This is a genomic window from Haloterrigena turkmenica DSM 5511 (assembly GCF_000025325.1).
GTDB classification, from domain to species: Archaea; Halobacteriota; Halobacteria; order Halobacteriales; family Natrialbaceae; genus Haloterrigena; species Haloterrigena turkmenica.
This window is the reverse complement of the sequence record NC_013743.1, coordinates 2,861,248-2,883,437: the sequence shown is the minus strand read 5'-3', so window position 1 is coordinate 2,883,437 and position 22,190 is coordinate 2,861,248. Positions and strand designations below refer to the sequence as shown.

At 66.4% G+C, this 22,190-nt stretch carries 23 protein-coding genes, 1 rRNA gene and 2 pseudogenes; 17 read left to right on the top strand and 9 right to left on the bottom strand.

Translation table 11 applies throughout. From position 1 onward, the window contains the following. Window positions 1-120: 120 nt before the first annotated feature. Entirely contained in the window at window positions 121-918 is a 798-nt protein-coding gene (locus HTUR_RS13885; protein ID WP_012943951.1) for a TraB domain-containing protein, read from the top strand. A 7-nt stretch (window positions 919-925) separates the two neighbouring features. Here the strand turns inward: HTUR_RS13885 and HTUR_RS13880 are convergent, their stop codons facing one another. Further along, window positions 926-1,555, bottom strand: coding sequence for a phosphoribosyltransferase (locus tag HTUR_RS13880; protein ID WP_012943950.1), 630 nt, complete (start codon window positions 1,553-1,555; stop codon window positions 926-928). Window positions 1,556-1,892: 337 nt separating this feature from the next. Here HTUR_RS13880 and HTUR_RS13875 point away from each other — a divergent pair, with 337 nt between their 5' ends. The 3 genes from HTUR_RS13875 to HTUR_RS13865 all read left to right on the top strand — a co-directional run bounded on the left by HTUR_RS13875 (window position 1,893) and on the right by HTUR_RS13865 (window position 3,820). Continuing rightward, window positions 1,893-2,666: an NAD(P)H-hydrate dehydratase gene (locus tag HTUR_RS13875; RefSeq protein ID WP_012943949.1), complete on the top strand. Its 774-nt coding sequence runs from the start codon at window positions 1,893-1,895 to the stop codon at window positions 2,664-2,666. 65 nt (window positions 2,667-2,731) lie between these two features. Further along, entirely contained in the window at window positions 2,732-3,418 is a 687-nt protein-coding gene (locus HTUR_RS13870) for a class I SAM-dependent methyltransferase (RefSeq protein ID WP_012943948.1), read from the top strand. A gap of 123 nt (window positions 3,419-3,541) precedes the next feature. Beyond that, window positions 3,542-3,820: a hypothetical protein gene (locus tag HTUR_RS13865; RefSeq protein ID WP_012943947.1), complete on the top strand. Its 279-nt coding sequence runs from the start codon at window positions 3,542-3,544 to the stop codon at window positions 3,818-3,820. Window positions 3,821-3,880: 60 nt separating this feature from the next. On the opposite strand, the gene HTUR_RS13860 is transcribed toward HTUR_RS13865, so the two are convergent. Further along, complete coding sequence (locus tag HTUR_RS13860) at window positions 3,881-4,717, bottom strand: lipoate--protein ligase family protein (RefSeq protein WP_012943946.1); 837 nt, start codon at window positions 4,715-4,717, stop codon at window positions 3,881-3,883. A 175-nt stretch (window positions 4,718-4,892) separates the two neighbouring features. Here HTUR_RS13860 and HTUR_RS13855 point away from each other — a divergent pair, with 175 nt between their 5' ends. From HTUR_RS13855 to HTUR_RS13830, 6 genes are all read left to right on the top strand, one after another. Continuing rightward, entirely contained in the window at window positions 4,893-5,930 is a 1,038-nt protein-coding gene (locus tag HTUR_RS13855; RefSeq protein WP_012943945.1) for an ABC transporter substrate-binding protein, read from the top strand. Continuing rightward, the gene (locus HTUR_RS13850) at window positions 5,927-6,766 is read left to right on the top strand and encodes an ABC transporter permease (RefSeq protein WP_012943944.1); all 840 of its coding nucleotides are present in this window, start codon (window positions 5,927-5,929) and stop codon (window positions 6,764-6,766) included. Before HTUR_RS13855 ends, HTUR_RS13850 begins: the two co-directional genes overlap by 4 nt. Continuing rightward, window positions 6,763-7,545, top strand: a complete 783-nt coding sequence (locus HTUR_RS13845) for an ABC transporter ATP-binding protein (RefSeq protein WP_012943943.1) — start codon at window positions 6,763-6,765, stop codon at window positions 7,543-7,545. Before HTUR_RS13850 ends, HTUR_RS13845 begins: the two co-directional genes overlap by 4 nt. Window positions 7,546-7,902: 357 nt before the next feature. Then, entirely contained in the window at window positions 7,903-8,814 is a 912-nt protein-coding gene (locus HTUR_RS13840) for an RIO1 family regulatory kinase/ATPase domain-containing protein (protein WP_012943942.1), read from the top strand. A gap of 458 nt (window positions 8,815-9,272) precedes the next feature. Then, window positions 9,273-9,893, top strand: a complete 621-nt coding sequence (locus HTUR_RS13835) for a TetR/AcrR family transcriptional regulator (RefSeq protein WP_012943941.1) — start codon at window positions 9,273-9,275, stop codon at window positions 9,891-9,893. Window positions 9,894-10,069: 176 nt separating this feature from the next. Beyond that, on the top strand, window positions 10,070-11,299 hold the full coding sequence (locus tag HTUR_RS13830) for a cytochrome P450 (protein ID WP_012943940.1): 1,230 nt from the start codon (window positions 10,070-10,072) through the stop codon (window positions 11,297-11,299). Between the two features lie 76 nt (window positions 11,300-11,375). Here HTUR_RS13830 and HTUR_RS13825 read toward each other — a convergent pair whose 3' ends face one another. Then, entirely contained in the window at window positions 11,376-12,146 is a 771-nt protein-coding gene (locus tag HTUR_RS13825; protein ID WP_012943939.1) for an SDR family NAD(P)-dependent oxidoreductase, read from the bottom strand. A gap of 315 nt (window positions 12,147-12,461) precedes the next feature. On the opposite strand from HTUR_RS13825, the gene rrf reads away from it, so the two are divergent. Continuing rightward, window positions 12,462-12,583 (top strand): 5S ribosomal RNA (rrf, locus tag HTUR_RS13820). Window positions 12,584-12,800: 217 nt separating this feature from the next. Here the strand turns inward: rrf and HTUR_RS26735 are convergent. After that, window positions 12,801-12,911 (bottom strand): annotated as a pseudogene (locus HTUR_RS26735) (iron ABC transporter permease); the annotation flags it as partial. Further along, on the bottom strand, window positions 12,896-13,120 hold the full coding sequence (locus tag HTUR_RS28015) for a hypothetical protein (protein ID WP_049941743.1): 225 nt from the start codon (window positions 13,118-13,120) through the stop codon (window positions 12,896-12,898). The gene HTUR_RS28015 and the pseudogene HTUR_RS26735, both read right to left, overlap by 16 nt. 76 nt (window positions 13,121-13,196) lie before the next feature. On the opposite strand from HTUR_RS28015, the gene HTUR_RS13805 reads away from it, so the two are divergent. Both HTUR_RS13805 and HTUR_RS13800 read left to right on the top strand, forming a co-directional pair. Next, window positions 13,197-13,730: a hypothetical protein gene (locus tag HTUR_RS13805; protein WP_012943938.1), complete on the top strand. Its 534-nt coding sequence runs from the start codon at window positions 13,197-13,199 to the stop codon at window positions 13,728-13,730. A 205-nt stretch (window positions 13,731-13,935) separates the two neighbouring features. Beyond that, window positions 13,936-14,526 (top strand): 50S ribosomal protein L15e, encoded by a 591-nt coding sequence (locus HTUR_RS13800; RefSeq protein ID WP_012943937.1) that lies wholly within the window; start codon window positions 13,936-13,938, stop codon window positions 14,524-14,526. A gap of 113 nt (window positions 14,527-14,639) precedes the next feature. Here HTUR_RS13800 and HTUR_RS13795 read toward each other — a convergent pair whose 3' ends face one another. Then, a complete protein-coding gene (locus tag HTUR_RS13795) occupies window positions 14,640-16,178 on the bottom strand; it encodes a S8 family peptidase (RefSeq protein WP_012943936.1) in 1,539 nt (512 codons plus the stop codon). A 358-nt stretch (window positions 16,179-16,536) separates the two neighbouring features. Here HTUR_RS13795 and pdhA point away from each other — a divergent pair. The 3 genes and pseudogenes from pdhA to HTUR_RS13785 form a co-directional block, all read left to right on the top strand. After that, window positions 16,537-17,574, top strand: a pseudogene (gene pdhA, locus HTUR_RS28010) (pyruvate dehydrogenase (acetyl-transferring) E1 component subunit alpha); the annotation flags it as partial. Window positions 17,575-17,697: 123 nt separating this feature from the next. Further along, window positions 17,698-18,645: an alpha-ketoacid dehydrogenase subunit beta gene (locus HTUR_RS28005; protein ID WP_226377506.1), complete on the top strand. Its 948-nt coding sequence runs from the start codon at window positions 17,698-17,700 to the stop codon at window positions 18,643-18,645. A 61-nt stretch (window positions 18,646-18,706) separates the two neighbouring features. Beyond that, complete coding sequence (locus HTUR_RS13785) at window positions 18,707-19,141, top strand: universal stress protein (RefSeq protein WP_012943934.1); 435 nt, start codon at window positions 18,707-18,709, stop codon at window positions 19,139-19,141. A gap of 107 nt (window positions 19,142-19,248) precedes the next feature. Here HTUR_RS13785 and glmS read toward each other — a convergent pair whose 3' ends face one another. The 3 genes from glmS to HTUR_RS13770 form a co-directional block, all read right to left on the bottom strand. Then, window positions 19,249-19,698: a methylaspartate mutase subunit S gene (gene glmS, locus HTUR_RS13780; protein WP_012943933.1), complete on the bottom strand. Its 450-nt coding sequence runs from the start codon at window positions 19,696-19,698 to the stop codon at window positions 19,249-19,251. 140 nt (window positions 19,699-19,838) lie between these two features. Beyond that, complete coding sequence (locus tag HTUR_RS13775; protein WP_012943932.1) at window positions 19,839-20,549, bottom strand: phosphoribosyltransferase family protein; 711 nt, start codon at window positions 20,547-20,549, stop codon at window positions 19,839-19,841. 110 nt (window positions 20,550-20,659) lie between these two features. After that, complete coding sequence (locus tag HTUR_RS13770) at window positions 20,660-21,379, bottom strand: helix-turn-helix domain-containing protein (RefSeq protein ID WP_012943931.1); 720 nt, start codon at window positions 21,377-21,379, stop codon at window positions 20,660-20,662. 186 nt (window positions 21,380-21,565) lie between these two features. On the opposite strand from HTUR_RS13770, the gene HTUR_RS13765 reads away from it, so the two are divergent. Then, window positions 21,566-22,186 carry a methyltransferase family protein gene (locus tag HTUR_RS13765; protein ID WP_012943930.1) on the top strand — a complete coding sequence of 207 codons (621 nt, stop codon included), beginning with the start codon at window positions 21,566-21,568 and terminating at the stop codon, window positions 22,184-22,186. Window positions 22,187-22,190: the final 4 nt, after the last annotated feature.

The window sequence follows — 22,190 nt, the reverse complement described above, 5'->3', positions numbered from 1 at the left end:
ATCCACCGCGCGTCGTTCGCATAGCAGTTCCCGCCGAGCGACGGTTTGCTCTCCCAGTCCGGACCGCCCGGCGCGGTCGGGTCACCGTTTCAAGGCCGTGGCGAGCGTACCACGACGAGCATGTCCGCCCAGGGAACCATCACGATCGTTCCGAGCGTCCACTTCTCGCCGACCCATCGGCGTCGAGTCCGGTCGACGATCCGCGAGACCGAGCCCGACGTCGTCGCCGTCGAACTCGACGACCGGCGGTACGACCGCCTCGAGGAGCGAAGCGGCCGCAGTCCCCTCGAACTGGCTCGGGAGTTGCCGCCGGCGACGGCGGCCGCCTACACCGTTCTGCAGGCGATCCAGCGGACGGTCGTCCGACTGTACGGGCTCGATCCCGGTCAGACCGACATGGAGGCGGCCGTCGAGACCGCGGCCGAACTGGACATAGACGTCGCGCTGATCGACGATCCGATCGCGGAGACGCTCTCCGCGCTCGCCGACCGGGTCGGACCGGAGCTGCTCCCGAAACTGTTCGCCCGCACCCAGCGGATGGGGCCGGACCAACAGGCAAAACAGCTCGAGCTGTTGACGACGTCGTTCGAGGACATCACTAGCGGCGAGGACGTGCAGCCGGCGATCGAACAGATGCGGCTGCTCCTCCCGGAACTGACCGAGATCATGATCGACCGCCGCGACCGATCGATGGGCCGGCGGCTCCACGCGCTCCGCAGCGAGGGCCACGACGTCGTCGCCGTCGTCGGCGCAGGCCACCATCTGGGTATCAAACGGACGCTCGAGGACCTCGAGGCGCGAGACCGCGACGCGGACTCGCTCGAGTCGGCGGAGACCGAGTTCCGGGGAATCGACGCGAATGCGACCGTGCCGATCCGCTCGCCCTCCCGGAGCGTCACTCGGATCCCGATCGACTGACGGCTTCTCAGCGTTCGAGGTACGCCATCGCTTCCTCGTCGGTCACCTGGCCGAACTCGCGGTAGAACTGGCCGACCGCGCGGAACGACTCGGGCGTCTCGAGGGCGATCACCTCGTCGGCCTCGCTCTCTAAGTCGGCGACGCCGCGGGGCGACCCGACCGGGACCGCCAGCACGACGTACTCAGCGCCGGCCGCTCGGACCTGCCGGAGACAGGCCGTCGCCGTCGCGCCGGTCGCGACGCCGTCGTCGACGACGACCACGCGTTTCCCCTCGAGATCGGGCAGTCCAGATCGATCTGACGGACGGTATCGGTCGGCCTTCTCCGCGGCGTTTTCGGCCTCCGCCCCGCGGATCTCTTCGCGGTAGTCCTCAGAGACGCCGAGTCGCTCGAGGAGGTCGTCGTTGTACCAGACGCTGCCGTCGCTTGCCACTGCGCCGATCGCCAGTTCGGGGTTGTTCGGTGCGCCCAACTTCCGGGCGACCACCACGTCGAGGTCGGCCTCGAGCGCGTCCGCGACCGGTCGCGCGACGGGCAAGGCGCCGCGGGGAATCCCGAGGACGACGTCGGCCTCGAGGCCGCGGGACTCGAGGTCGGCCGCGAGCCGTTCGCCGGCGTCGGTTCTGTCGTCGAACATACGACTCGCTACGACGGCCATATACTATGCCTTGGTGTGGCACACGACGGGATCGACGGCGGTGAGGAGACCGCCTGCGGTGGCGCGCGCTGAAGACGCGCTCGAGCCTCTGCGAGAGTGCGTCGTCGATACCGCGCGAGGGATGAGCGAGTGACTGGAAGGAACGAACGAATCGGCTGGGGAGGGCGTGGTAATTCCCGTTGCCAGTCGTAGCAGAACGCTCGAGGTCGTAGTGTCGGATACCGAATCGCGGCTGACTCCGAACCGACAGCCGTGTCCGTATACGACCGGAACTCGCCTGCCGAACGGCTACCCGTCCCGCTTTTGGAGGTGCGGTATGGGACGGCTCCAGCGAACGCTCTCGAACATCTCCGAAGAAGAGATCGATAACGGCCGGATCGGTATCGTCGCCGGGGCGATCGAGTACCCCAACCAGCCGGCGCTCGTCGGTCGCGCGGCGCTGCGGACCGGTTCCGACCACGTCCGGGCGCTCGTCGCCGATCCGATCTACGAGATCGTCGCGGGACAGGATCCGAACCTGCTGGTCGACCGCTACGCGGGCGAACAGTTCGAGGAGAGCGCGGTCGAGCGCACCCGCGAGATGAGCGAGTGGGCCGACGCGCTTGTGATCGGCCCTGGACTCGTCGACGCCGATCCCCAGGCCGTCTGCGAGGCGATCGACACTATCGACGTCCCGATGGTCGTCGACGCCCTCGCCCTCGAGCCGTCGCTCGATGCCGACCTCTCGAACGCCGTGCTCACGCCCAGCGGCGCGGAGGTCGGGCCGATCCGCGACGAGTACGGCTCGCTCGAGGCGTTCTCGGAGGAGACCGGCGCCGTCATCACCCTGACCGGCGACGTCGACGAGATCGTCGCCGACGGCGAGCGGCTCGAAAACGAGACGGGGACGTCGGCGATGACCGTCGCCGGGACCGGCGACACGATGGTCGGCATCGTCGCCTCGCTGCTCGGACAGGGGATGGATCGGCGCGAGGCGGCCGAACTGGGCGCGTGGATCCTCGGCAAGACCGGCGAACTGGCGACCGCCAACCACGGGCCGGGCGTCGTCGCGACCGACGTGATCGAGCGCATTCCGGACACGATTCGCTGAGACGCGATCGAACACTCCTGCCACGGGAAACCATTACACCTCAGTCCGTCGTCACCTCGAGTGAGATGTCCGACTCGAGCCCCGACTCCGCGACGCGGCCGGAGCATCGCCACGACCACGACGTCGACCACCCGTTCTTCGCCGCGTGCTACGACCACCTCCCGGAACCCGAGGCATTCGAGGCCCAGCGCACGTATCTGGCGCGCGACCTCTCGGGGCGCGCGCTCGAACTGGGCTGTGGCACCGGCCACATGTTCCCGTACGTCGTCGAGGGCGCGAGCGGGGACCTCGAGTACCACGCCATCGAACCCGATCCGCACATGCGCAAGCGGGCGGTCGAGGCCGCTCGCGATTCGGGACTCGCGGTCGACCTCCGGGACGCCCGCGCCGAGTCGCTGCCCTACCCCGACGACAGCTTCGACGTCGTCCTCGCCGGCGTCGTCTTCTGTACCGTCCAAGATCCCGACGCGGCCCTCGAGGAGGTCGTCCGCGTGCTGAAACCGGGCGGCGAGTTCCGTTTTCTCGAGCACGTCGGCGCCGACGGCTGGCGCGGGACCGGGCAGAAACTGCTCGATCCCGTCTGGAAGCGTGTCGCGGGAGGCTGTCACCTCACCCGCGACACGGTCGCGCGCTTCGTCGGCCACGAAGCGCTGGCCGTCGAGGAGATCGATCGCGTCGATGTCAGCGTCTTTCCGGCGACGCCGGTCGTCCGGGGCACGCTGCGCCGACGGGAGAACGACGTTCTCGGATGATTCGTCCCGCTGTAATCGCTTGATTCACCTCGAGACGGTCCGGACGTCGATTTCGGCGGCCCCGATCGAACCCCGGATCCTGCAGGTGGAACCGTTTCCCGCGCGTCCGTGGTAGGCGCCACTATGTCCGAACCGGATCGAGAGCCGACGGAGAAGCCGACGACCTCGAAGGCGGAGGCCGAGTCGGAGACGAAGCGGATGACCCGCAACTGGATCGGGATCGCGGTCGTCTCGATCCTGGGCCTGTGGCTGCTCGTCCTCGGCGCGATGCAGGCAACCGGGCTGGTCGATATCTTCGCCCCCATCGCCGACTCCGGAGCCACGCAGTGGGGCGTGTTCTTCGCCATGGCGTTCGTCCTGATCATCCTCGCCGGCTGGAGCTGGAAGGCCATCGCCAACTGAGGGCCACGGCCGACGCGGCGACCGATCCGCGCTGCTTCGCAACTGATCCGTTCCTCGCAGTCACTCGCCGTCCGCTTCCAGCACCTCTCGATTCCGGACCCACGCGTCCGCGCCGAACTTCCGATCAGCGAGGTTGCGGGCCGCCTCGAGTTCCGTCTCGCGCCACGTCGATTCGTCGGCGTCACACCACTCCCCCAGCGCCGTTGCCAGCGTCTCGACGGCCTGCTCGCGGCCGATCCCCGCCTGCTCGCGGACGCTCGTCACGCGATCCGTGAAGGTCTCGGGCTCAAGATCGGTCTCGAAGACGCCGACGTGGCGCTCGGGCTCGAGGTCGTAGCTGATCGAGCCGTGCTGGATGACGACGTCGCGCTGGCGGTACTGGGCGTTGCCGCTGATCTTCTTCGCCTCCGCGTCCGCGCTGGCCGGCGCAACGACGTCGTGAGCCGGGTTGATATCCCGCAGGTAGCAGGAGGGCTGGTAGATCGACGCCTGCTCGACCGCGGCGAAGTCGGCGTCGACGCCCATCTCGCGGAGCCCCTCGAGGACCGGCTCGCAGAACAGTTCGTAGCAGTCCATCAGGTCGCCGGGCACCTCCTCGGCGGGCGCGACGATCGTATAGGAGATGTCCGCGTACCGATCGTGGTAGATCCCGCCGCCGCCGGTCTGGCGGCGGGTGACGTCGATTCCCTCGTGCTCGCAGTACGCCCAGTCGACCGTGTCGGCGTCCTGTCGGTACCCCAGCGACAGCGTGCTCGGCTCCCACGAGTAAACCCGGACCGTCCGCAGGTCGTCCTCGAGAGCCGTTTGCGCCGCGATTTCTTCGAGGGACATCTGGACGGCTCCCTCGCGGGGCTCGTCTCGGATCAGCCGCCACTCCCGATCGGCGAGGTCGTTCATACGCCACCGGTCGCCGGCGACCGTGTTAGTGGTTGCGTCGTCTCGCTGCCGACCGCCGGCCCACCCCCCGTCGGTGCGGTCCGTATCGCGTTTCCGGCGAGCCGGAGAGCGGGCATACCAACACTACACTAGATATTAGTAACTACTATTATCTTAGCATAGAATTTTATTATCAATGCTGGATCAGCGCCGTCGAACCGTCCTGAAACGCGGTACGGCAGTCGCATCGCTCGGCCTATCGACGGCCGGTTGCCTCAATTCGCTCGCCGGGAGCGGTGACCTCGAGGCGCTATCGGTCGCGTATGTGCCGATCTATCCGAACATGCACCACTACGTGATGACCGTGGAGGGACTCTACGACGACGTCTCCGCGGACGTGACGCCCGAACGGTTCGCGTCGGGACCGGACGTCGTCAAAGCCTTCGCCGGCGACGAGATCGACGTCGCCTTCTTCGGCGTCACGCCGGCGATGGTCCTCGTCGACCGCGAGAAAGCCGCGGGCGTTCTGACCGCGAACTCCTCTGAAGGATTCCACGTGATGGGAACGTCGGCGTTCGCGGACCTGTACAACGAGCGCGGGCGCGACGCGTTCTCCCGATTCGAGTCTCGAGAAGGCCGAAAACCTCGGATCGGTGCGGCACCCGACGGCAGCGTTCCCGATGTGGTGTTGCGCTACTGGATCGAGCGAGACCTCGACCTCGGCGAGCGGGAATCGGTCGTCTCGAAGTCGACGGTGCCGCCGGCGAGGACTCCCCAGGCGATGGCGTCGGGCGACCTCGACGCGACGATGATTCAGGAACCGTACGCGACCGCGATCGGCGACGGCGACAGCGACTTTCAGTCGGTCGCGTGGTCGGGCGACGTCTTTTCCGACCATCCCGTCACCGTCATGTTCGCCCAGGTACGGGTCCTCGAGGCGACCGACCTCGCGCGGGAACTCGTCTCGGCGCACCTCGAGGCGACCGAGTTCATCCGCGAGCATCCGGAGACGGCCGCGGAACACGCGAGTGCGATCATCGGCTCCGGGATGAGCGACGAACGCGCCGCGGCGGCGATGGAGTCGAAGGCGGCGAACTTCTACACGGATCCGTACCGGATCGCCGACCCGACCGAACGGATCGCACGGTATGCCGCCGACGTCGGCAACACCGACGCCGTGGTTTCGAACGAGGAACTGTTTCACTTCGACGCGTACGACGCGGTCAGCGAATGAGCGTCGATATCGACCTCGAGGCGGACGACCGGACGGCGCGACTCGTCGGCGACGATCCGATCCGATTCGTCCGCGGGACGGTCGGGATCGCCGCCTTCCTCGCCCTCTGGTGGCTCGCCGCGCGGGCGACGACGCCGTCGTATCTCCTCCCGGGCCCGGTCGCGTCGGCGAGCGCGTTCGTCGACCTCTTCGTCCGACGGGTCTCCGTCGATCTCCCGGTCGCGGGGACCGCGGCAGTCCCGGTCGGACTGTACAAACTCGGCCAGAGCCTGTTTCACTACGTCCCCGGTCTGGTGGTCGGGAACGCCGCCGGCATCGCGGTCGGCGTGGCGATGGGCTGGTCGACTCGCGTCGACGACTACCTCCGGCCGGTCGTCCGGCTCCTCCGCCCGATTCCGCCGCTGGCGTGGGTGGTCTTCGCCGTCCTCTGGTTCGGTATCCACCACACCGGCGCGGCGTTTATCGTCTTCGTCGGGGCGTTCTGGATCACCCTTTATGGCGCCTACAGCGGCGTCGAGGGGGTCTCGAGGGGGTACATCGAAGTCGCTTCCGGGCTCGGCGTCGAGTCCGACTGGCAGATGATCCGGCTCGTCGTCCTGCCGGCCGCCGCGCCGAGCGTGCTCACCGCCGTTCGCACGAGCATCGGTCGATGCTGGATGATCGTCGTCGGCGCGGAACTGTTCGGTGCGCCCGGCGTCGGCTACGAGATCATCAACGCCTCGAACAACCTCGCGCTGGACACGAGTATCGCGTACATGTTCCTCATCAGCGTCGTTTACGTCGGCATGGACGTCGCGTTTCGCGCGGTCGAACGGAGGGTTCTCGCGTGGCAGTGATCGACTCCGATACCGATCCGAATCGGGAGTCCGCCGCGGCGAAGATCGTCGTCGACGGCCTCTCGAAACGGTACGACACCCGCAGCGCTCACCTCGAGGCGCTGGCCGACGTCTCGCTCGAGGTGGCCGACGGCGAGTTCTGCTGCGTGGTCGGCCCGTCGGGCTGCGGGAAGACGACGCTGCTCCGACTCATCGCCGGCCTCGAGTCGCCGACGGCGGGCCGGGTCCTCGTCGACGGCGATCCCGTTACGGAACCCGGCGTCGACCGCGGGATGGTCTTCCAGGAGGACGCCCTCTTCCCGTGGCGAACTGTCTGCGGGAACGTCCGGTTCGGACTCGATCGCCCCGCCTGCGACTGTCCGGACTGCGAGGCGCGAGTCCGCGACCTGCTCGAACTCGTCGGACTGTCGGGGTTCGGAGACGCGTATCCGCGCGACCTCTCCGGCGGGATGAAACAGCGGGTCGGGATCGCTCGCGCCCTCGCCGTCGATCCCGAGGTGTTACTGCTGGACGAACCGTTCGCGAGCCTCGATTCGGGCACGCGCGAACGGCTGCACGGCGAACTGCTCGAGATCTGGCGCGAGACCGACAAAACCGTGCTATTCGTCACCCACGACATCGAGGAGGCGATCGCACTCGGTGACCGCGTCGTCGTCATGGACGACCGGCCGGGCCGCGTCGACGACGTTGTCGACGTCCGGCTGGAGCGGCCTCGAGATCGAGCGAGCACCGCGTTCGTCGAAACCGTCGCTCGGATTCGCGATCGGATCGCGCGCTGAACGCGCTATCTGATCCGATTGTTGGACTCGGGTCTGTCCCTCTTACGTCTGAATTCTCCACTCACGGCCGGTCTCATGGTAATCTCTGGTCCCGGATTCGCGGCGAAATCGTTGGACGGCGATCGATACGTGGACCCGACTAGCCCAGCTATCGACTGGTTCGACTGAGCCGCCGCAGTCGCTCGAGGCCCGAACATCGGATTCTATATCGCAATATTTGATTTATTGGGTGCGATGTGCGGACGTACGCTGTCGTCACGGCTGCGCGTTCCGTCGTAGATACCACGGCTGGCGCCTGCCGCCCTATAGTCGCCCCACGTCACGACGTTTTTACGTACTCACCGGCTATCCCGGGCTATGGTGCGGAACGTCGCCGGGGAACTCCCGGAGCTCGAGGACGAAGACTTCTATCTCCTCTCGGGGGTCGAACAGGGGATGCGCTTCTCGGAGTGGGTCCAGCGGGAGAAGCTCCCGAAGTTCACCAGTCTGACCGAAGAGGAGGTCGACTACCGCCTCGAGCGCTGTCTGAAACGCGGGTTGATAGAGAAGAAGACGATCCAGTACGAGGGGTACACCCTCCAGTTCGAGGGGTACGACACGCTCGCCCTGCGCGCGCTCGTCGAACGCGATACCATCGGCGAGTTCGGCTCGCCGCTGGGGGTCGGGAAGGAGAGTGACGTCTACGAGGTGCGCTCGTACAAGCCCCTGGCCCTGAAGTACCACCGCGAGGGCTACACGAACTTCCGGGAGGTCCACAAGGAACGCGACTACACCTCGGAGAACGACCACGTCTCGTGGATGTACACCGCCCGGAAGGCCGCCGAGCGGGAACACGAGATCCTAGAAGAGCTCTACCCGGACGTCTCGGTCCCCCAACCGATCGATCAGAACCGCCACGCCATCGTCATGGAGAAGATGGACGGCGTCGAACTCTCCCGGACGCGACTCGAGGCCGATCAGGTGCTGGGCGTCCTCGACCTGCTCGTCTCCGAGATCGCCAACGCGCACGCGAACGGGTACGTCCACGCGGACATGAGCGAGTACAACGTCTTCGTCAACGAGGAGGGCGTGAAGATCTTCGACTGGCCCCAGGCCGTGCCGACCGACCACGAGAACGCCGGCGAGTTCCTTCGCCGGGATCTGACGAACATCGTGGGCTACTTCCGCCGGAAGTACCCCCAGCACGTCCCCGACGACCTCGAGAGCGACGACCTCGCCGACTCGATCGAGGACGAGTCGTTCGAGACGATATCCGAGTTCGTCGCCTGACAATCCAGTCGACTCCTCGCAGCGTCCGTGCGCGAACTCCGCCTGCGTTGTCGAGTCCGGTTCTCGACTCCCGTTCGATCGCGGAGAGCGATCGGTCTCGAGACGCGACGTCGTTCGGGATCGGGATACACGCCTCTCGCCTCGCGGTTGCCTCTCGTTTTCAAAAGTCGCGTACCGGACAGCTCGGAAGCCGACGAGCAGGTTCTGGACGTCGGATAGTACGAACCGACGCGAATCAAATACGACGTTCTCGCGGACGACAAACCATATATCGGTATACGAAACTCGGTATTTCACGATCGCTGATGTCGATCGCTCCGTCGGTCCTTCGACGTTCGGCGACCGGGACGGCCGAAGTTCTCTCTTCGACGGTCGATCAACTCGGTTCGTACCGCTCGAAAGCGCGTCGCAACGGTCGACTAGATATCGGCTTATGAGGGGATTCCCTACGTACGAGTATGAACGGTCAGCCCGAAACCGAACAACGAATCAGAGAGGCCGCGTTTCGCGCGCTCGTCAAACACGGATATGCGGACCTCTCAATCAAGGATATCGGCGACGAACTGGGCCAGAACCCGTCGCTGATCTACCATTACTTCGATAGCAAAGACGAATTGTTACTGTCGATGCTCGACGTCTTCGTGGATATATTCCTCGGCCAGCAGGCCGAGGAACCGATCACCGACGCGGAGACGGAACTTCGGCGGTTCGTCGGTCAAATCCTGCACCCGAAACCGATGCAGGTCGAAGCGGTGATGTCCGCTCCGCCGTCCGATATCGAGACGGCGATCGCGCGGGTTTTCGTCGAACTGTGGGCGCACGCGACGTGGGACGACGATTTCCGTAACAAAACGACGGCGGTGGAGGCGGGACTCCGGGACGCGATCGTCCGAATCATCCGCGCGGGAGTCGAACGCGAGCAGTTCCGCTCGGTCGACCCCGAGCCCACGGCTGACCACCTCCTCTTTCTCCTCAAACAGGGAATCCACACACAGACGACGACGAACCGAGAGGACGCCGTCGACAGGGTAGAGGCGCTCGTCGACGAGATCATCGACGATCTCTCCCTCGAGAGTTAGGAGAGCCGCTCGAACCGCAGTTCGCGTTGTCGTCGCTACGCCGACTCGAATTCCCGCCTTGGGCCGTGCTTCGCCGGCCTCCGCGACGGCCGATCGTTCTCTCACGGGTCAGTTACGGCCCGCGACCGGAGCCCGCCACCGAAAGAGCTACAATTGATTAATCGGTCAATTAATTCATGGAGTCCCCCGATTCAGTCGTCGGCGTGGGCCAGTCACCGAAAGCGATCCGAAGCCGCGAGGGACAGCTCTCGCCGTTCGAGTGGTACGCCGAGATGCGACAGGAGAGTCCGGTTCACTACGACGAACAGCGAGAGACGTGGGATGTGTTCCGGTACGAAGACGTCGAGCGCGTGCTCAAAGACCACGATACGTTCACAGCGAACCGCGCGTTCGACCCCGAGAAGTCCTCGAACGACGGCGACAGCGACGGTGACGAGGACCTTCCGATGCTGCAGACGATGATCTCGACCGACCCGCCGGAACAGACCCGACTCCGCGGGTTCGTCGATGAACGATTTCAGCCCGGCGCCATCCGGGAGTATCAGCCGCGAGTAGAAGCGGTGACGGAGGAACTGTTGGACGACCTCGAGGACGAGGACGCGTTCGACTTCGTCGACGAGTTCGCGATTCCGCTTCCCGTCATCGTGATCGCCGAGCTACTGGGGATCCCCGCCGAGCGCCGCGACGAGTTCAAGGCGTGGTCGGACGCACTCGTCGCACGACCCGACGACGACAGCGAGGCGGAGCTACAGCGGGTGCAACGGGAACAGGAACGGGCCCAGCGAGAGATGGGCGGCTACTTCGCGACGCTGCTGGAGGAACGCGACGGCGGCAATGGGGACGATCTGATCACGCTCGCGGCGAACGCGGACGAACTAACCAGGGGCGAACAGGTCGGCTTCTGTATACTGCTCCTCCTCGCGGGCAACATCACGACGACGAACCTCCTCACCAACGCGATCTGGTCCGTCGAGGAAGCGGGGGTGACGGACGCGATTCGAACGGGAGCGGTCGACCGGCAGCGAGCCATCGAGGAGGTGCTCCGATACCGGTCGCCGATCCAATCGCTGAAGCGGATCGCCGTGGAGGACGTCGAGCTAAACGGGCGACGGATCGAGACCGGCGACGTCGTCACGCTCTGGCTGGGCGCCGCGAACCGCGATCCGGACGTCTTCGACGCGCCCGAAGAGTTCCGGCCCGAGCGCCACCCGAACCGTCACATGGCGTTCGGAACGGGGGTTCACTTCTGTCTCGGCGCGCACCTCGCGCGGATGGAAGCCGACGTCGCCCTGGGGCAACTGCTCGAGCGCTTCGACCGATTGGACGCCGATCTATCGGATCTTCGGCCGCTGAGCGGTCTCTACGGTCTCGAGTCGCTTCCCTGCGACGTGAGGAAGAACGCGTAATCCGACCGCGGCACCGATACCGCCGAATCCTCGGATAGTTGCGTGTTGAGTGTTCCCCGACGGGGAGGGCCGGCAGTCAGTCCGCGGCCTGCCCGCCGTCGACGGGGAGGGTGTGGCCGGTGATGTACGAGGCGTCGTCGGAACAGAGGAACGCGACCGCGCCGGCCATCTCTTCCGGTTCCGCGATGCGGTCCATGGGGACGTCGATCATCGCCGACGTGTCGAACTCCATGGTCGAGGGATCGCTGTCTCCCGACATCCCGGACTGGATGTTCGTGTTCGTCGGTCCCGGTGCGATGGCGTTGACCCGCACGCCCCGCGTCGCGTACTCGAGCGCGACCGTCTTCGTGAGGCCGACAACGCCGTGTTTACTGGCGGCATAGCTGGCGAGGCCGCCCATCCCGACGAGTCCCGACTCGGAGGCCGTGTTGACGATCGCCCCGCCACCGTTTTCCGTCATGACGGGAAGTTCGGCCCTCAGACACGCCCAGATCCCCTTCAGGTTGACCTCGAGGAGTCTGTCCCAGTCTGCGGCGTCGATGTCGGTGACGTCTGCGAACCCCGTGAGGATACCCGCGTTGTTGTGTGCGAAATCGAGGCTTCCATAGGTGTCAACCGCGACGTCGACCATTCGCTCGACCGACTCGAGGTCGGAGACGTCGACGTCGACGAACGTCGCGTTATTGCCGGCGTCCTCGATCAGATCGACCGTTTCGCGACCGGTCTCCGCGTCGATGTCCGCGACGACGACGTTCGCCCCCTCGTCGGCGAAGCGTTTCGCCGACGCGCGCCCGATTCCGGATCCACCGCCCGTTACCACGGCCGTCTTCCCGTCTAATCCGTTCATGAGTAGTCCTCACTGCTGATTAATTGTTCAATTAATACAGTCTTTCGGTTCGGCCGTCCAGTCGGGGCTCCGCTATCGGTTCGATCTCAAGCGGGACCCGTCGTCCGACGGAGCGATCTCGAGCAGCGACCGCCGAGAGGACGGCTGAAGAGGACGATGCCGGACAAGCAGGAACCGAGCACCGCCAAAGGAGCCGGGAACGAACCGAGTCAGCGTTCGACGGAAAGATCAGAAGTGTTAAACCGTCGTACTCCCGATATCGGAGTGAACACACCGGCGCAGGCGTTACCGCGGTTCGATTCCGCGGGTCGGCGTTGAGGCGGCCACAGCGGCGGGGAACCACCCGTACCCATCCCGAACACGGACGTTAAGCCCGCCTGCGTCCCGGCGAGTACTGGAGTGCGCGAGCCTCTGGGAGACCCGGTTCGCTGCCTCGCTCTTCATACACCATTCAATCCCGACGAGCGACGCCTCTAGGTCGTCTCTCGCTTCGGTTTGTTACTCGCCGTCAGTTCGGTACTCGGTCGACTGCCCGTCGCTCGAGCCGACTGCATCCTTCCCTGTTAGTCCGCCTCGAGAGACGGGGCGTTGAACTGCGATATGGCCCTCGACTCGAGGCCAGTGAATCGACTCCAGTCTCGAGGTCGAGACCTCGATCTCGCCCATGTTCTCCTGTTTGCGCATCAGATAGCGGAAGTACGGCCCGCCGACGAGGCCGGTGATGATATCGACCGGCAACTGGGCGGGATTCAGGGCGAGGTCGGCCGACGGTCGGCCGCGACGCGCATCCCGGCCAGCGGGTCGGCGCTGTCGGCGACGAGGTCGTTGTCGGCGAGACACCGGAGGTCGAAGTCGAACCACGCCGTGGGCAGCGAGTCGATCACGTCGGGGTACTGCTGTCCGATGACGATTGGTCCCGGAGAGCTGTCGCGGCTCCGGCCGAATTCGGCCGGTACTGCGGTGACGGACGGCAACCTGTCCGTTTTCTGAATCCTCGTATAACCGAATCAATGGTCGGTTTGATTACACTCGGGATCGTACCCGTCATATATGGGTGAGAATAACACTCACGACCTCGACGGCGTCGGCGTCTGGGGTGGCGGCTTCACCGGCGGACTGGTCGGCGGCATCGCCATGGGGCTGGTCCTCCACCTCGGCGCGGGCCAGATCGAACTGCTCGGCGCGCTGATCGCCGATTCCGGAACGGCGGTCGGCGTCGGCTGGACCGTCCACATGGTCCTCAGCGCCCTGTTCGGGCTGACGTTCGCCGCCCTCGTCTCGCGGCGAGCGGTCCAGGACCTGGTGGACTCGTTTAGCGACTACCTCGTCGTCGGACTGGTGTTCGGGGCCCTCCTCGGCCTCTTCGCCGGCGGCTTCCTGTTCCCACTGGCGATGCAGCAGGCGGGCGTCGCGGCGTTGCCGCTGCCGTTTCTCCCCGTTCCGGGCGTCGCGGGGGAACTGGTCAGCGCGCTCCTGTTCGCGATCGGCCACCTGGTCTACGGACTGGTCCTCGGTGCCGTGTTCGCGACGGTCAACGGCGTCGTCCCCGGCGGCGTCGGCGAGTACGTCCCGCTCGAGCGGTGATCGACCCACGAACATTCCTCGTTTTTCGGCTCGCCGTTCCCGCAGTTCGAAGCCCTTATACTCGAGAGTTGGGAAGAGAAGGTAGACTCGCTGGGTCGCGGGCGCCAGCGGGCACCTGTACGGCATTGCCGCCACAGGTCGGGATGTGATCCGCGGGGACCGCCCCCGGTCGGGATTGAACCAGGAAACGCCCGCGGTGATACACATGGCAGAAAGCTTCTACTCCCACATCAAGGACGCATGGAAGGACCCCGACGACGGGAAGCTCGGGGAACTGCAGTGGCAGCGAAAGCAGGAATGGCGCAAACAGGGCGCAATCGAGCGCATCGAGCGCCCGACCCGTCTGGACAAGGCGCGCGAACTCGGCTACAAGGCCAAGCAGGGCATTATCGTGGTCCGCATGTCGGTCCGCAAGGGGACCGCCCGTAAGGAACGCTTCACGGCCGGTCGCCGATCCAAGCGCCAGGGTGTCAACCGCATCGGGCGGCGCAAGAACATCCAGCGCATCGGTGAGGAGCGCGTCTCCCGGAAGTACCCCAACCTGCGGGTGCTCAACAGCTACTGGGTCGGCGAAGACGGCTCGCAGAAGTGGTTCGAAGCGATCCTCGTGGATCCGAACCACCCGGCGATCGAGAACGACGACGACCTCAACTGGATCTGCGACGACGACCACACGAACCGCGCGTTCCGTGGTCTCACCAACGCAGGTAAGGCCAATCGCGGCCTCAACAACCGCGGTAAGGGCGCCGAGAAGGTCCGTCCGTCCAACAACGGCGGACAGGGTCGCGCGAAGTAACGACCGGTCGGTTTCGACGATCCGAACCTCGATTTTTCTGCGACTCGACTCGAGAGCGACGGCTCCGTGAATCGACGAGCGGTTGCTGCCCTTCGCCTACCGGAGCCGACAGCTCACCGCTCGGCGGCACTCGGGGCGACGTCGATCTCGTCGACCGCCGCGAATTCGCCTGCTTCGGCCCGTTCGACGGCTGCGTGGACGTCCACGTACCCCGCACCGACGGCTTCCGCGGTGTACGACTCGCGTCGGCGCTCGTCGGCGGTCGCCTCGAGCGTCGCGAGCACGTCCATCGGAGCGGGCGCGTCGCCGTTACGCTCGATGGCGGCGTCGTAGACTAAGGCCGCGCAGCCAGCGGTGACGGGACAGGACATGCTTGTCCCGGACGCGGGCCCGTAGTAGCGTTCGTCGTCCGGTTGGAGCACGTTTATCAGGTCGAACCGCTCGAGCGTACTCATTACGGCGTCACCTTTGGCGGCGACGCCGTTGCGGTAGATCCCCAGCGGACCGTCGATCTCGTCCGCGGGGACGCCGTCGTGAAACGCGGCGAGGTTCTCGTAGGCCGCCGCGCGGTCGTAATTGTCCGTGTCGTATGTGCCGTCCTGCGGGCGACCGCGCGACGAGAAGTCCGCGACCGCTCCCTCGGCGTCGGTCGCCCCGACCCCCAGAACGTGCGGTGCCTTCGCGTACTGGTTCAGCGTTCCCGTATCGGGACCGTCGTTACCCGCCGCGAAGACCGAGAGGATCCCCTCCTCGTGAGCGTGCCACGTCGCGACGTTGAGGGGATCTTCGGGGAGGAAGGGGCGGCCGATCTGTCCCGAGCCGTACGAGTTTGAGACGATCTGGATATCGTGATCGCCCTCCCGCTGTCGGCGGATCAGATCGTCGTACGCGGCGACGGTGAACGCGATCGCCGGGCCCGCGCTCGTCGAGTACATCGTCAGATCGACGTCGGGCGCCATTCCCGCGTACTCGCCGCCGCTCTCCGAACCGGTGCCGCCGATGCTTCCCGCACAGTGGGTGCCGTGGCCGTTCGCGTCGGTATCGATGTCGTCGACGTCCTGCCACCAGAGCGGTTCGTCCTGAATGCCTGGGATCCCCACGTACTGATAGTTCGCCTCGAGGTTCGGTTGCAGATCGGGGTGGCTACCGCCGATCCCGGAGTCGATGACCGCGACGTGGACGTTCTCGCCGGTGTAGGGCGTCTCGAGTCCCGCACCGGCCTGCACGGCGTCCGCGTTCGTGTCCTCGCGGGCGTTGTCGTTGTGGAACTCCAGTTCGTAGTTCGAAGAGACGTACCGCACCGGCTCCCAGTCGGCGACGGTCTCGACCAGCGACCCCGGCAGTTTGGCGTAGCCGACAGGGAGGGTATCGAAGCCGATCGCGAACTCGGCGTCGAGTTCCTCGAGGCGGACGACGGCCTCGGTGTCCTCGAAGACGATCATGACCTCCTGAAGGGCGTCGCTCTCGGGATCGAGCGCGTCGTCGACGAGGGCGCCGCCGGCCTCGAATACGCCCTCAAGCGCCTCGCCGACGGACTCGCCGTCGAAGGCCGCGCCGGTTCCGGAGAGCGCGACCGAACCGGCGAGACCGGTACCGACGCTCCTGAGTACCGTTCGCCGCGTCGCTCGCTCTGTAGAGTTTTCATCAGTCATTGTCTTTCACGAATGCCTGAAACATCTATTATCCAATTGCTACGATAGGTAATAAAAAGCTGTTGGAAGTCCAACCTTCCGGACGCCACGAACGCTGTTCCGCAAGTGATGTCCGACCCGCGCGCTGGTCGGAAATCGAGGGACGTCGGCCGTGGTCCGGGGCGACCGAGCACCGTCAGCGGGTCGTCGGCGTCGGTTTCGGCGAACGGTGTTCCGCGTCAGGGTCGACCAGCAGGGTGTCGGTTCAGATGGTCGAAAGCGTCCAGCGATCGACGCGGGGCGCGATGGCCGACTCGAGCACCGCGGAGCGTGCGATAGCCGACTCGAGCACTAAGTGGCCGTCTCTCGTACCGTCGGTATGCCACGATCGACGGTCGCCGACTTCTCGATCGACCGCGTCGAGATTCTCGATCAGGACGGCCGCGTCGACGAATCGATGGAGCCGGACCTCGCGGACGAGCGGTTACGCGAGTGGTATCGGACGATGAAGCTCTCCCGGCGCCTCGACGAGCGGACGATCGCCCTCCAGCGCCGGGGCGAACTGGGGACCTTCGCGCCGGCGACGGGCCAGGAGGCCGCACAGGTCGGCAGCACCGCCGCGTTGACCGACGACGACTGGACGGTGCCGGCCTTTCGCGAGCAGCCATCGGCGCTGGCCCGCGGGCTCTCACCCCAGGCGATCTTCGAGTACGCGATGGGCCTCGAGGAGGGCGGCGGACCGCCCGACGACGTCCCGATCATGCCGCCGGCGATCGCCGTCGGCTCCCAGCCGCTCCACGCCGCGGGAATCGGCTGGGCCCAGGCGTTGCAGGACAGCGACCGGATCGCGCTGACCTACTTCGGCGACGGCGCGACCAGCGAAGGCGAGGTCTACGAGGCGATGAACCTGGCGGGCGTCTACGAGGCGCAGACGGTTTTCGTCTGCCAGAACAACCAGTACGCCATCTCGACGCCGCTGGAGAAACAGACGCGGGCCGCGACGCTCGCCCAGAAGGCCATCGCCGCGGGCATCGAACCGATTCAGGTCGACGGCAACGACGTGCTTGGCGTCTACGCGGTCACGAAGGAGGCCAGGGAGCGCGCCCTGCGGGGTGTCCCGACGCTGATCGAGGCGACGACCTACCGGCGGGAGATGCACACCACCGCGGACGATCCCTCCGTCTACCGTACCACTGAGGAAGAAGAGGAGTGGGAGCCGTTGGACCCGATCCTGCGGTTCGAGCGGTACCTCCGAGATCGGGGCGTTCTGGACGACGACGCCGTCTCGGCGATCGAGGACGAGATCGAGACGGAACTCGAGGAGACCCTCGAGGCGGCCCGCGAGACCAAAGCGAACGCCGATCCGGTCGACATGTTCGACACCGCCTACGCGGAACTCCCCGACTACCTCGAGCGCCAGCGGGAGGCGTTCACCGGCGACGCCGACGGCGAGATCGCGCCGCCTCGAGCGGCGGAGGAGCGCGGCGACGGCGGGACGGCGACCGACTCGGGCGTCACGGAGGGGGTCGATCGGCTGAACATGGTCGAGGCGATCCGCGGGACGCTCCGCGCGGAACTGGATCGCGACGAGGACGTGGTCGTCTACGGGCAGGACGTCGGCGTCGACGGCGGCGTCTTCCGGGCGACCCAGGGGCTGCTCGACGCGTTCCCCGGCCGCGTCCACGACGCGCCGGTCGCGGAGGCCGGCATCGTCGGTCTGGGTGTCGGCCTCGCGGCTGCGGGCTACCGGCCCGTCGCGGAGATCCAGTTCGCCGGCTTCACCTTCCAGGCGTTCGACCAGATCCACCAGCACGTCTCGCGCCTGCGTAGTCGCTCGCGCGGGAAACTCACCTGTCCCATGGTGATTCGCGCGCCGTACGGGCTGGGCGTGAAGGCCTTAGAGCACCACTCCGAGAGCTACGAGGCCGGCTACGCCCACATTCCCGGACTCAAGGTGGTGATTCCGTCGACCGCGCAGGATGCCGCCGGGCTGCTCCGGTCCGCGATCCGGGCCCCCGATCCCGTTCTGTTCTTCGAACCGATGGTGCTGTACCGGGCGGCCCGTCGCCCCGTCCCCGCCGACCACGAGGTTCCGCTCGGCGAGGCCCGCGTCGTCGAGGAAGGTACCGACGTCACAGTTGTCACCTGGGGCGCGATGGTCCGCGAGGTCGAAGGCGCCCTCGAGGAGAGCGAGGCGTCGGCCGACGTGATCGACCTGCGGACGATCAGTCCCATGGATACCGAGACGGTCCGCGAGTCGGTCCGGAAGACCGGCCGGTGCGTCGTCGTCCACGAGGCCCCGCGCTCGGGCGGGTTCGGTGCCGAGATCGCGGCCCGCATCTCCGACGAGGCGGTCTGGCACCTCGAGGCGCCGATCGAGCGCGTCGCCGGCTACGACGTCCCGGTGCCGCTGCCGGGCCGAGAGGAGGCGTACCGGCCCGACCAGGAGCGCATTCGAGGGGCGATCGAGCGCGTAACGTCGTCGTAGGCGCCGGGTTTGCCCCGTCGATAGCCCGACGTTTATTTCGGGAGCCGATGTAGTATCGCGCATGGCAACACACGTTCTCGTTCCCGTCGACGACTCGAACCAGTCGACCGAAGCCCTCGCATTCGCCTGCGAGGAGTATCCCGACGCCCGCATCACGGCGCTGCACGTCCTCGATCCCGGCGACTTCTACGCCGCGACCGGCATCGAAGGCGGGGCGATGGCCAACTACGAGGAGCTTCAGGACCACCATCAGGAGCGGGCGGAGGCGATCCTCGAGGCGGCGCGCGAACAGGCCGCCGAGCACGGCGTCGAGATCGAGACGGACCACGTCGTCGGCGGGATCTCGCGGTCGATCGTCGACTACGCCGCCGACAACGACGTCGACCACATCGCGATCGGGAGCCACGGCCGCACGGGCGCGAGTCGGATTCTGCTGGGCAGCGTCGCCGAGAAGGTGGCTCGCCGCTCGCCCGTCCCGGTGACGATCGTCCGGTGAGCGGTCAGCGATTGGCGACTCGAGTCGAGACGTCTCAGTGTGAGCGACCGCAACAGCGGGCGGTCCGTAGCGTAGCGAACGACGAAAACGGCGACCGGCGGATCGATTCAGGCGGAGACGGTCTGGCTCTCCCGCTCGGTCTCCGCGGAGCGCATATCTAGATCGGCCCGCAGCGCCTCGATCGCGTCCTCGGGGTCGGTCTCGGAGTCGAAGACGCGATCGAACCCGATCTCGCGGAAGAACGCCCGGGTCTCCTCGAAGTCGTCCTGACCGACGGCGAGGTTGCCGCCGATGTAGGTCGTGACGTCCTCGAGGCCGGCGTCGGCGATCTGCCGGTGGAAGCCCTGACAGTCCTGTTTGGCGTGACCGTAGAGCGAGGAGACGAGTACCGCCGCGGCGTCGTGTTCGTCTGCGGCGTCGACGAACTCCGTCTGGGAGGTCTGGACCCCGAGGTTGACGACGTCGAACCCCGCGGCCTCGAACGCTTGCTCCAGGATGGTGATCCCGACGACGTGGGCGTCGGATCCGATCACGCCGAGGATGACTGTCTTCGTCATGGTCGTACCACCACAAACTGGCGGGAGCACAATAAACCTAATGATTAATCATGTGGCAATGGTTCGCACGGTTTCCCCGGTGGGAGACTCATCGGTCGACGACGCCCGAACGGAACGACTCGAGACGGCGGTCGGACCGCTCAGACCGTCGTGAGGGCGTCGACGGGCGCGTCGGTGTGGCTCCGGGCCCGCTGGATGCCGTCCTCGCCGGCCGCGATGAGCGCGAAGACGCCGGCGACGTCGGCGTCGGCGGTGTCGACGATGTCCAGTAGGAGCTCTTGGGTCTCGCCCGAGCGGATGAGGTCGTCGACGACCAGCACCGACTCGCCGGCGTCGATGGCCGACTCGGGGAGATAGTAGGTGAGTTCGATCCCCGACTGGAGGCGCTCGCGGGCCTCGATGAACTCCTCGACGGCGGTCTCTTTGCTCTTCTTCGCGTAGGCACAGCGCGTCCCGTAGTAGCTCGCGAGCGAGGCGGCGAGCGTGATCCCGTCTGTCGCCGCGGTGAGGACGACGTCGGGCCGATCGAAGTCGAACGCGTTAGCCACGACCGGCGCGACGAGGTCGAGAAACGACTGATCGAAGACCGCCGCGCTGTTGTCGACGTAGCCCTCGTCGTCGACCCGGATGCGGGCCTCGAGTTCGCCGGCCAAGGCCTCGCGGCCGAGGTCCTCGACGACCTCGCGTGCGCGCTCGGTTCCCGGCAGCACGTGACCGTTGACGTACCGATTGAGATCTCCCGCCGGAAGCCCTGTCGTCTCGGCGAGTTCGTCGTAGGTTCGGGTCTCCTTCAGCATCCGCAACACGTCGACGGCCCGTAACTGGAGGGCTGCCTTCTCGGCTCTGTTCATACTAGATATGCACGATCCTGCAAGTATGGGGGTTTCGATCGGATTGCGCGCTCGAGATAGCCACGTCCGTGATCAGCGGCCGCAAGTCGGCCGAACCGGCCAGGTCACTTCTATTTCCCCGCATCGAGAGCGGTCGCGTTCGTCTCGCCCTCCAGGAGACCTCGCCCGCGCTGTCGGACGAGTCGCTGCATCACCCGCGCCTGCGCCTTTTGGAGGAGCGTTCCGGCCGTGCTCGCGGCACAGTTCAGCCGCTCGGCGACGGCCTCGAGTCCCGCCTCGCGCGGAACCGCGTAGTAGCCGACCTCGACCGCGGCTGCAACGGCCTCGAGCTGACGCTCGGTGAGACCACCGGTCAGCGGTGCGTGCCGGCGGTCGTACTCCCCGATCGCGCGGACGGTGACGTCGATCTCGTCGGGGAGCCCCTCGAGCATCGCCTGCAGGTCCTCGCCGGCGCCGACGACGGTCATGTAGAACGCGGCCTCGGAGTCGTAGATTACGGGCGGGACGACAACGAGATCGAGCGCGGCGAACGATTGCCGCCAGCGCACGTCTTCCTCGCGAGTCTCCTGGCAGATGTAGACGTAGAACGAGTCGTCGTCGATCGGCGTCAGGTCGTACCAGCGGACCGAATCGACGGCCTCGATGGCGTCGACGTACGCCTCGCGGTCGGCCTCGGCGTAGAACAGTTCGTACTCGCGGTCGCCCTCGGGGCCGAGGATGTTCCACGTGCGCAGTTCCTCGTAGCGGACCGCGTCTCCCTCGCGGATGAACAGCTGCATGGGATGGAGCATCCAGTCGGGCTGGCGGAGCCGAACGTCGAGGTACTTCATCGCGGTGTGTCGACGGCAGGACGGGGTAGCATATAAATCACCTAGTGTATCCGTGAGAAGCGACAGTGCGATCGATGGCCGACGTACGCGTATGAGGCGCTATCAAGCACGGCTGCCGACGGTCGATCCAGGACAGGGGCAGGTGTGGTCGCTCGAGTCGCTGACGGCGACGGCGGTGATGCACCGATGATCAACGCGCTGACGAGTGCCGTCTTCGTCGTGGGCGTTGGCCTCGCACTGGCGAACCTCACGGGAATCGTCGCCAGCGCGCTGGGCGTGCTCGAGTACTGGCCCCCTGGCGAACGAAACTGGACCTACTACGTTCACTGGGGGATTTCGCACTCGCTCAACGTCGTCATGCTCGCGCTCACCTACCTCAGCTGGAACAGTCTCGGCCTTCCCCGTGGCCCGTCGCTGGCCGCGGGCGCCGCGCTGTTCGTCGCCGGCTACGGCGTCGCCATCGCGGCCGGCCTGGACCTCGGCGTCGAGGAGACGAAGGGACTCGCCGGCGACCTGCGAACCGGCGGCTGGTACCGCTACTCGAGAAATCCCCAGTACGTCGGCTACATCGTCGCGACGGTCGGGTTCGCGCTACTGGCGAACTCGACGCTGGTGGCCGTCATCTGCGCGATCTACCTCGGTTGGTGGCTCTCGCTGCCGTTCGCCGAGGAGTCCTGGCTACGTGAGCAGTACGGCGAGGAGTACGAGCGCTACACCGAGCGCGTGCCGCGATTCGTGGGGAGGCGGACCGTTCGCGCACTCGTCGGGAATCGGGCAGACGAAACGGCGGTCAGCGACGGCGGGTGACCGC

What these genes read in the sequence shown, in the direction of transcription:
- HTUR_RS13885 (WP_012943951.1), top strand. Translation starts at nt 121, where the DNA reads ATGTCCGCCCAGGGAACCATCACGATCGTTCCGAGCGTCCACTTCTCG.
- HTUR_RS13880 (WP_012943950.1), bottom strand. Translation starts at nt 1,555, where the DNA reads ATGTTCGACGACAGAACCGACGCCGGCGAACGGCTCGCGGCCGACCTC.
- HTUR_RS13875 (WP_012943949.1), top strand. Translation starts at nt 1,893, where the DNA reads ATGGGACGGCTCCAGCGAACGCTCTCGAACATCTCCGAAGAAGAGATC.
- HTUR_RS13870 (WP_012943948.1), top strand. Translation starts at nt 2,732, where the DNA reads ATGTCCGACTCGAGCCCCGACTCCGCGACGCGGCCGGAGCATCGCCAC.
- HTUR_RS13865 (WP_012943947.1), top strand. Translation starts at nt 3,542, where the DNA reads ATGTCCGAACCGGATCGAGAGCCGACGGAGAAGCCGACGACCTCGAAG.
- HTUR_RS13860 (WP_012943946.1), bottom strand. Translation starts at nt 4,717, where the DNA reads ATGAACGACCTCGCCGATCGGGAGTGGCGGCTGATCCGAGACGAGCCC.
- HTUR_RS13855 (WP_012943945.1), top strand. Translation starts at nt 4,893, where the DNA reads ATGCTGGATCAGCGCCGTCGAACCGTCCTGAAACGCGGTACGGCAGTC.
- HTUR_RS13850 (WP_012943944.1), top strand. Translation starts at nt 5,927, where the DNA reads ATGAGCGTCGATATCGACCTCGAGGCGGACGACCGGACGGCGCGACTC.
- HTUR_RS13840 (WP_012943942.1), top strand. Translation starts at nt 7,903, where the DNA reads ATGGTGCGGAACGTCGCCGGGGAACTCCCGGAGCTCGAGGACGAAGAC.
- HTUR_RS13835 (WP_012943941.1), top strand. Translation starts at nt 9,273, where the DNA reads ATGAACGGTCAGCCCGAAACCGAACAACGAATCAGAGAGGCCGCGTTT.
- HTUR_RS13830 (WP_012943940.1), top strand. Translation starts at nt 10,070, where the DNA reads ATGGAGTCCCCCGATTCAGTCGTCGGCGTGGGCCAGTCACCGAAAGCG.
- HTUR_RS13825 (WP_012943939.1), bottom strand. Translation starts at nt 12,146, where the DNA reads ATGAACGGATTAGACGGGAAGACGGCCGTGGTAACGGGCGGTGGATCC.
- HTUR_RS13805 (WP_012943938.1), top strand. Translation starts at nt 13,197, where the DNA reads ATGGGTGAGAATAACACTCACGACCTCGACGGCGTCGGCGTCTGGGGT.
- HTUR_RS13800 (WP_012943937.1), top strand. Translation starts at nt 13,936, where the DNA reads ATGGCAGAAAGCTTCTACTCCCACATCAAGGACGCATGGAAGGACCCC.
- HTUR_RS13795 (WP_012943936.1), bottom strand. Translation starts at nt 16,178, where the DNA reads ATGACTGATGAAAACTCTACAGAGCGAGCGACGCGGCGAACGGTACTC.
- HTUR_RS28005 (WP_226377506.1), top strand. Translation starts at nt 17,698, where the DNA reads ATGGTCGAGGCGATCCGCGGGACGCTCCGCGCGGAACTGGATCGCGAC.
- HTUR_RS13785 (WP_012943934.1), top strand. Translation starts at nt 18,707, where the DNA reads ATGGCAACACACGTTCTCGTTCCCGTCGACGACTCGAACCAGTCGACC.
- glmS (WP_012943933.1), bottom strand. Translation starts at nt 19,698, where the DNA reads ATGACGAAGACAGTCATCCTCGGCGTGATCGGATCCGACGCCCACGTC.
- HTUR_RS13775 (WP_012943932.1), bottom strand. Translation starts at nt 20,549, where the DNA reads ATGAACAGAGCCGAGAAGGCAGCCCTCCAGTTACGGGCCGTCGACGTG.
- HTUR_RS13770 (WP_012943931.1), bottom strand. Translation starts at nt 21,379, where the DNA reads ATGAAGTACCTCGACGTTCGGCTCCGCCAGCCCGACTGGATGCTCCAT.
- HTUR_RS13765 (WP_012943930.1), top strand. Translation starts at nt 21,566, where the DNA reads ATGATCAACGCGCTGACGAGTGCCGTCTTCGTCGTGGGCGTTGGCCTC.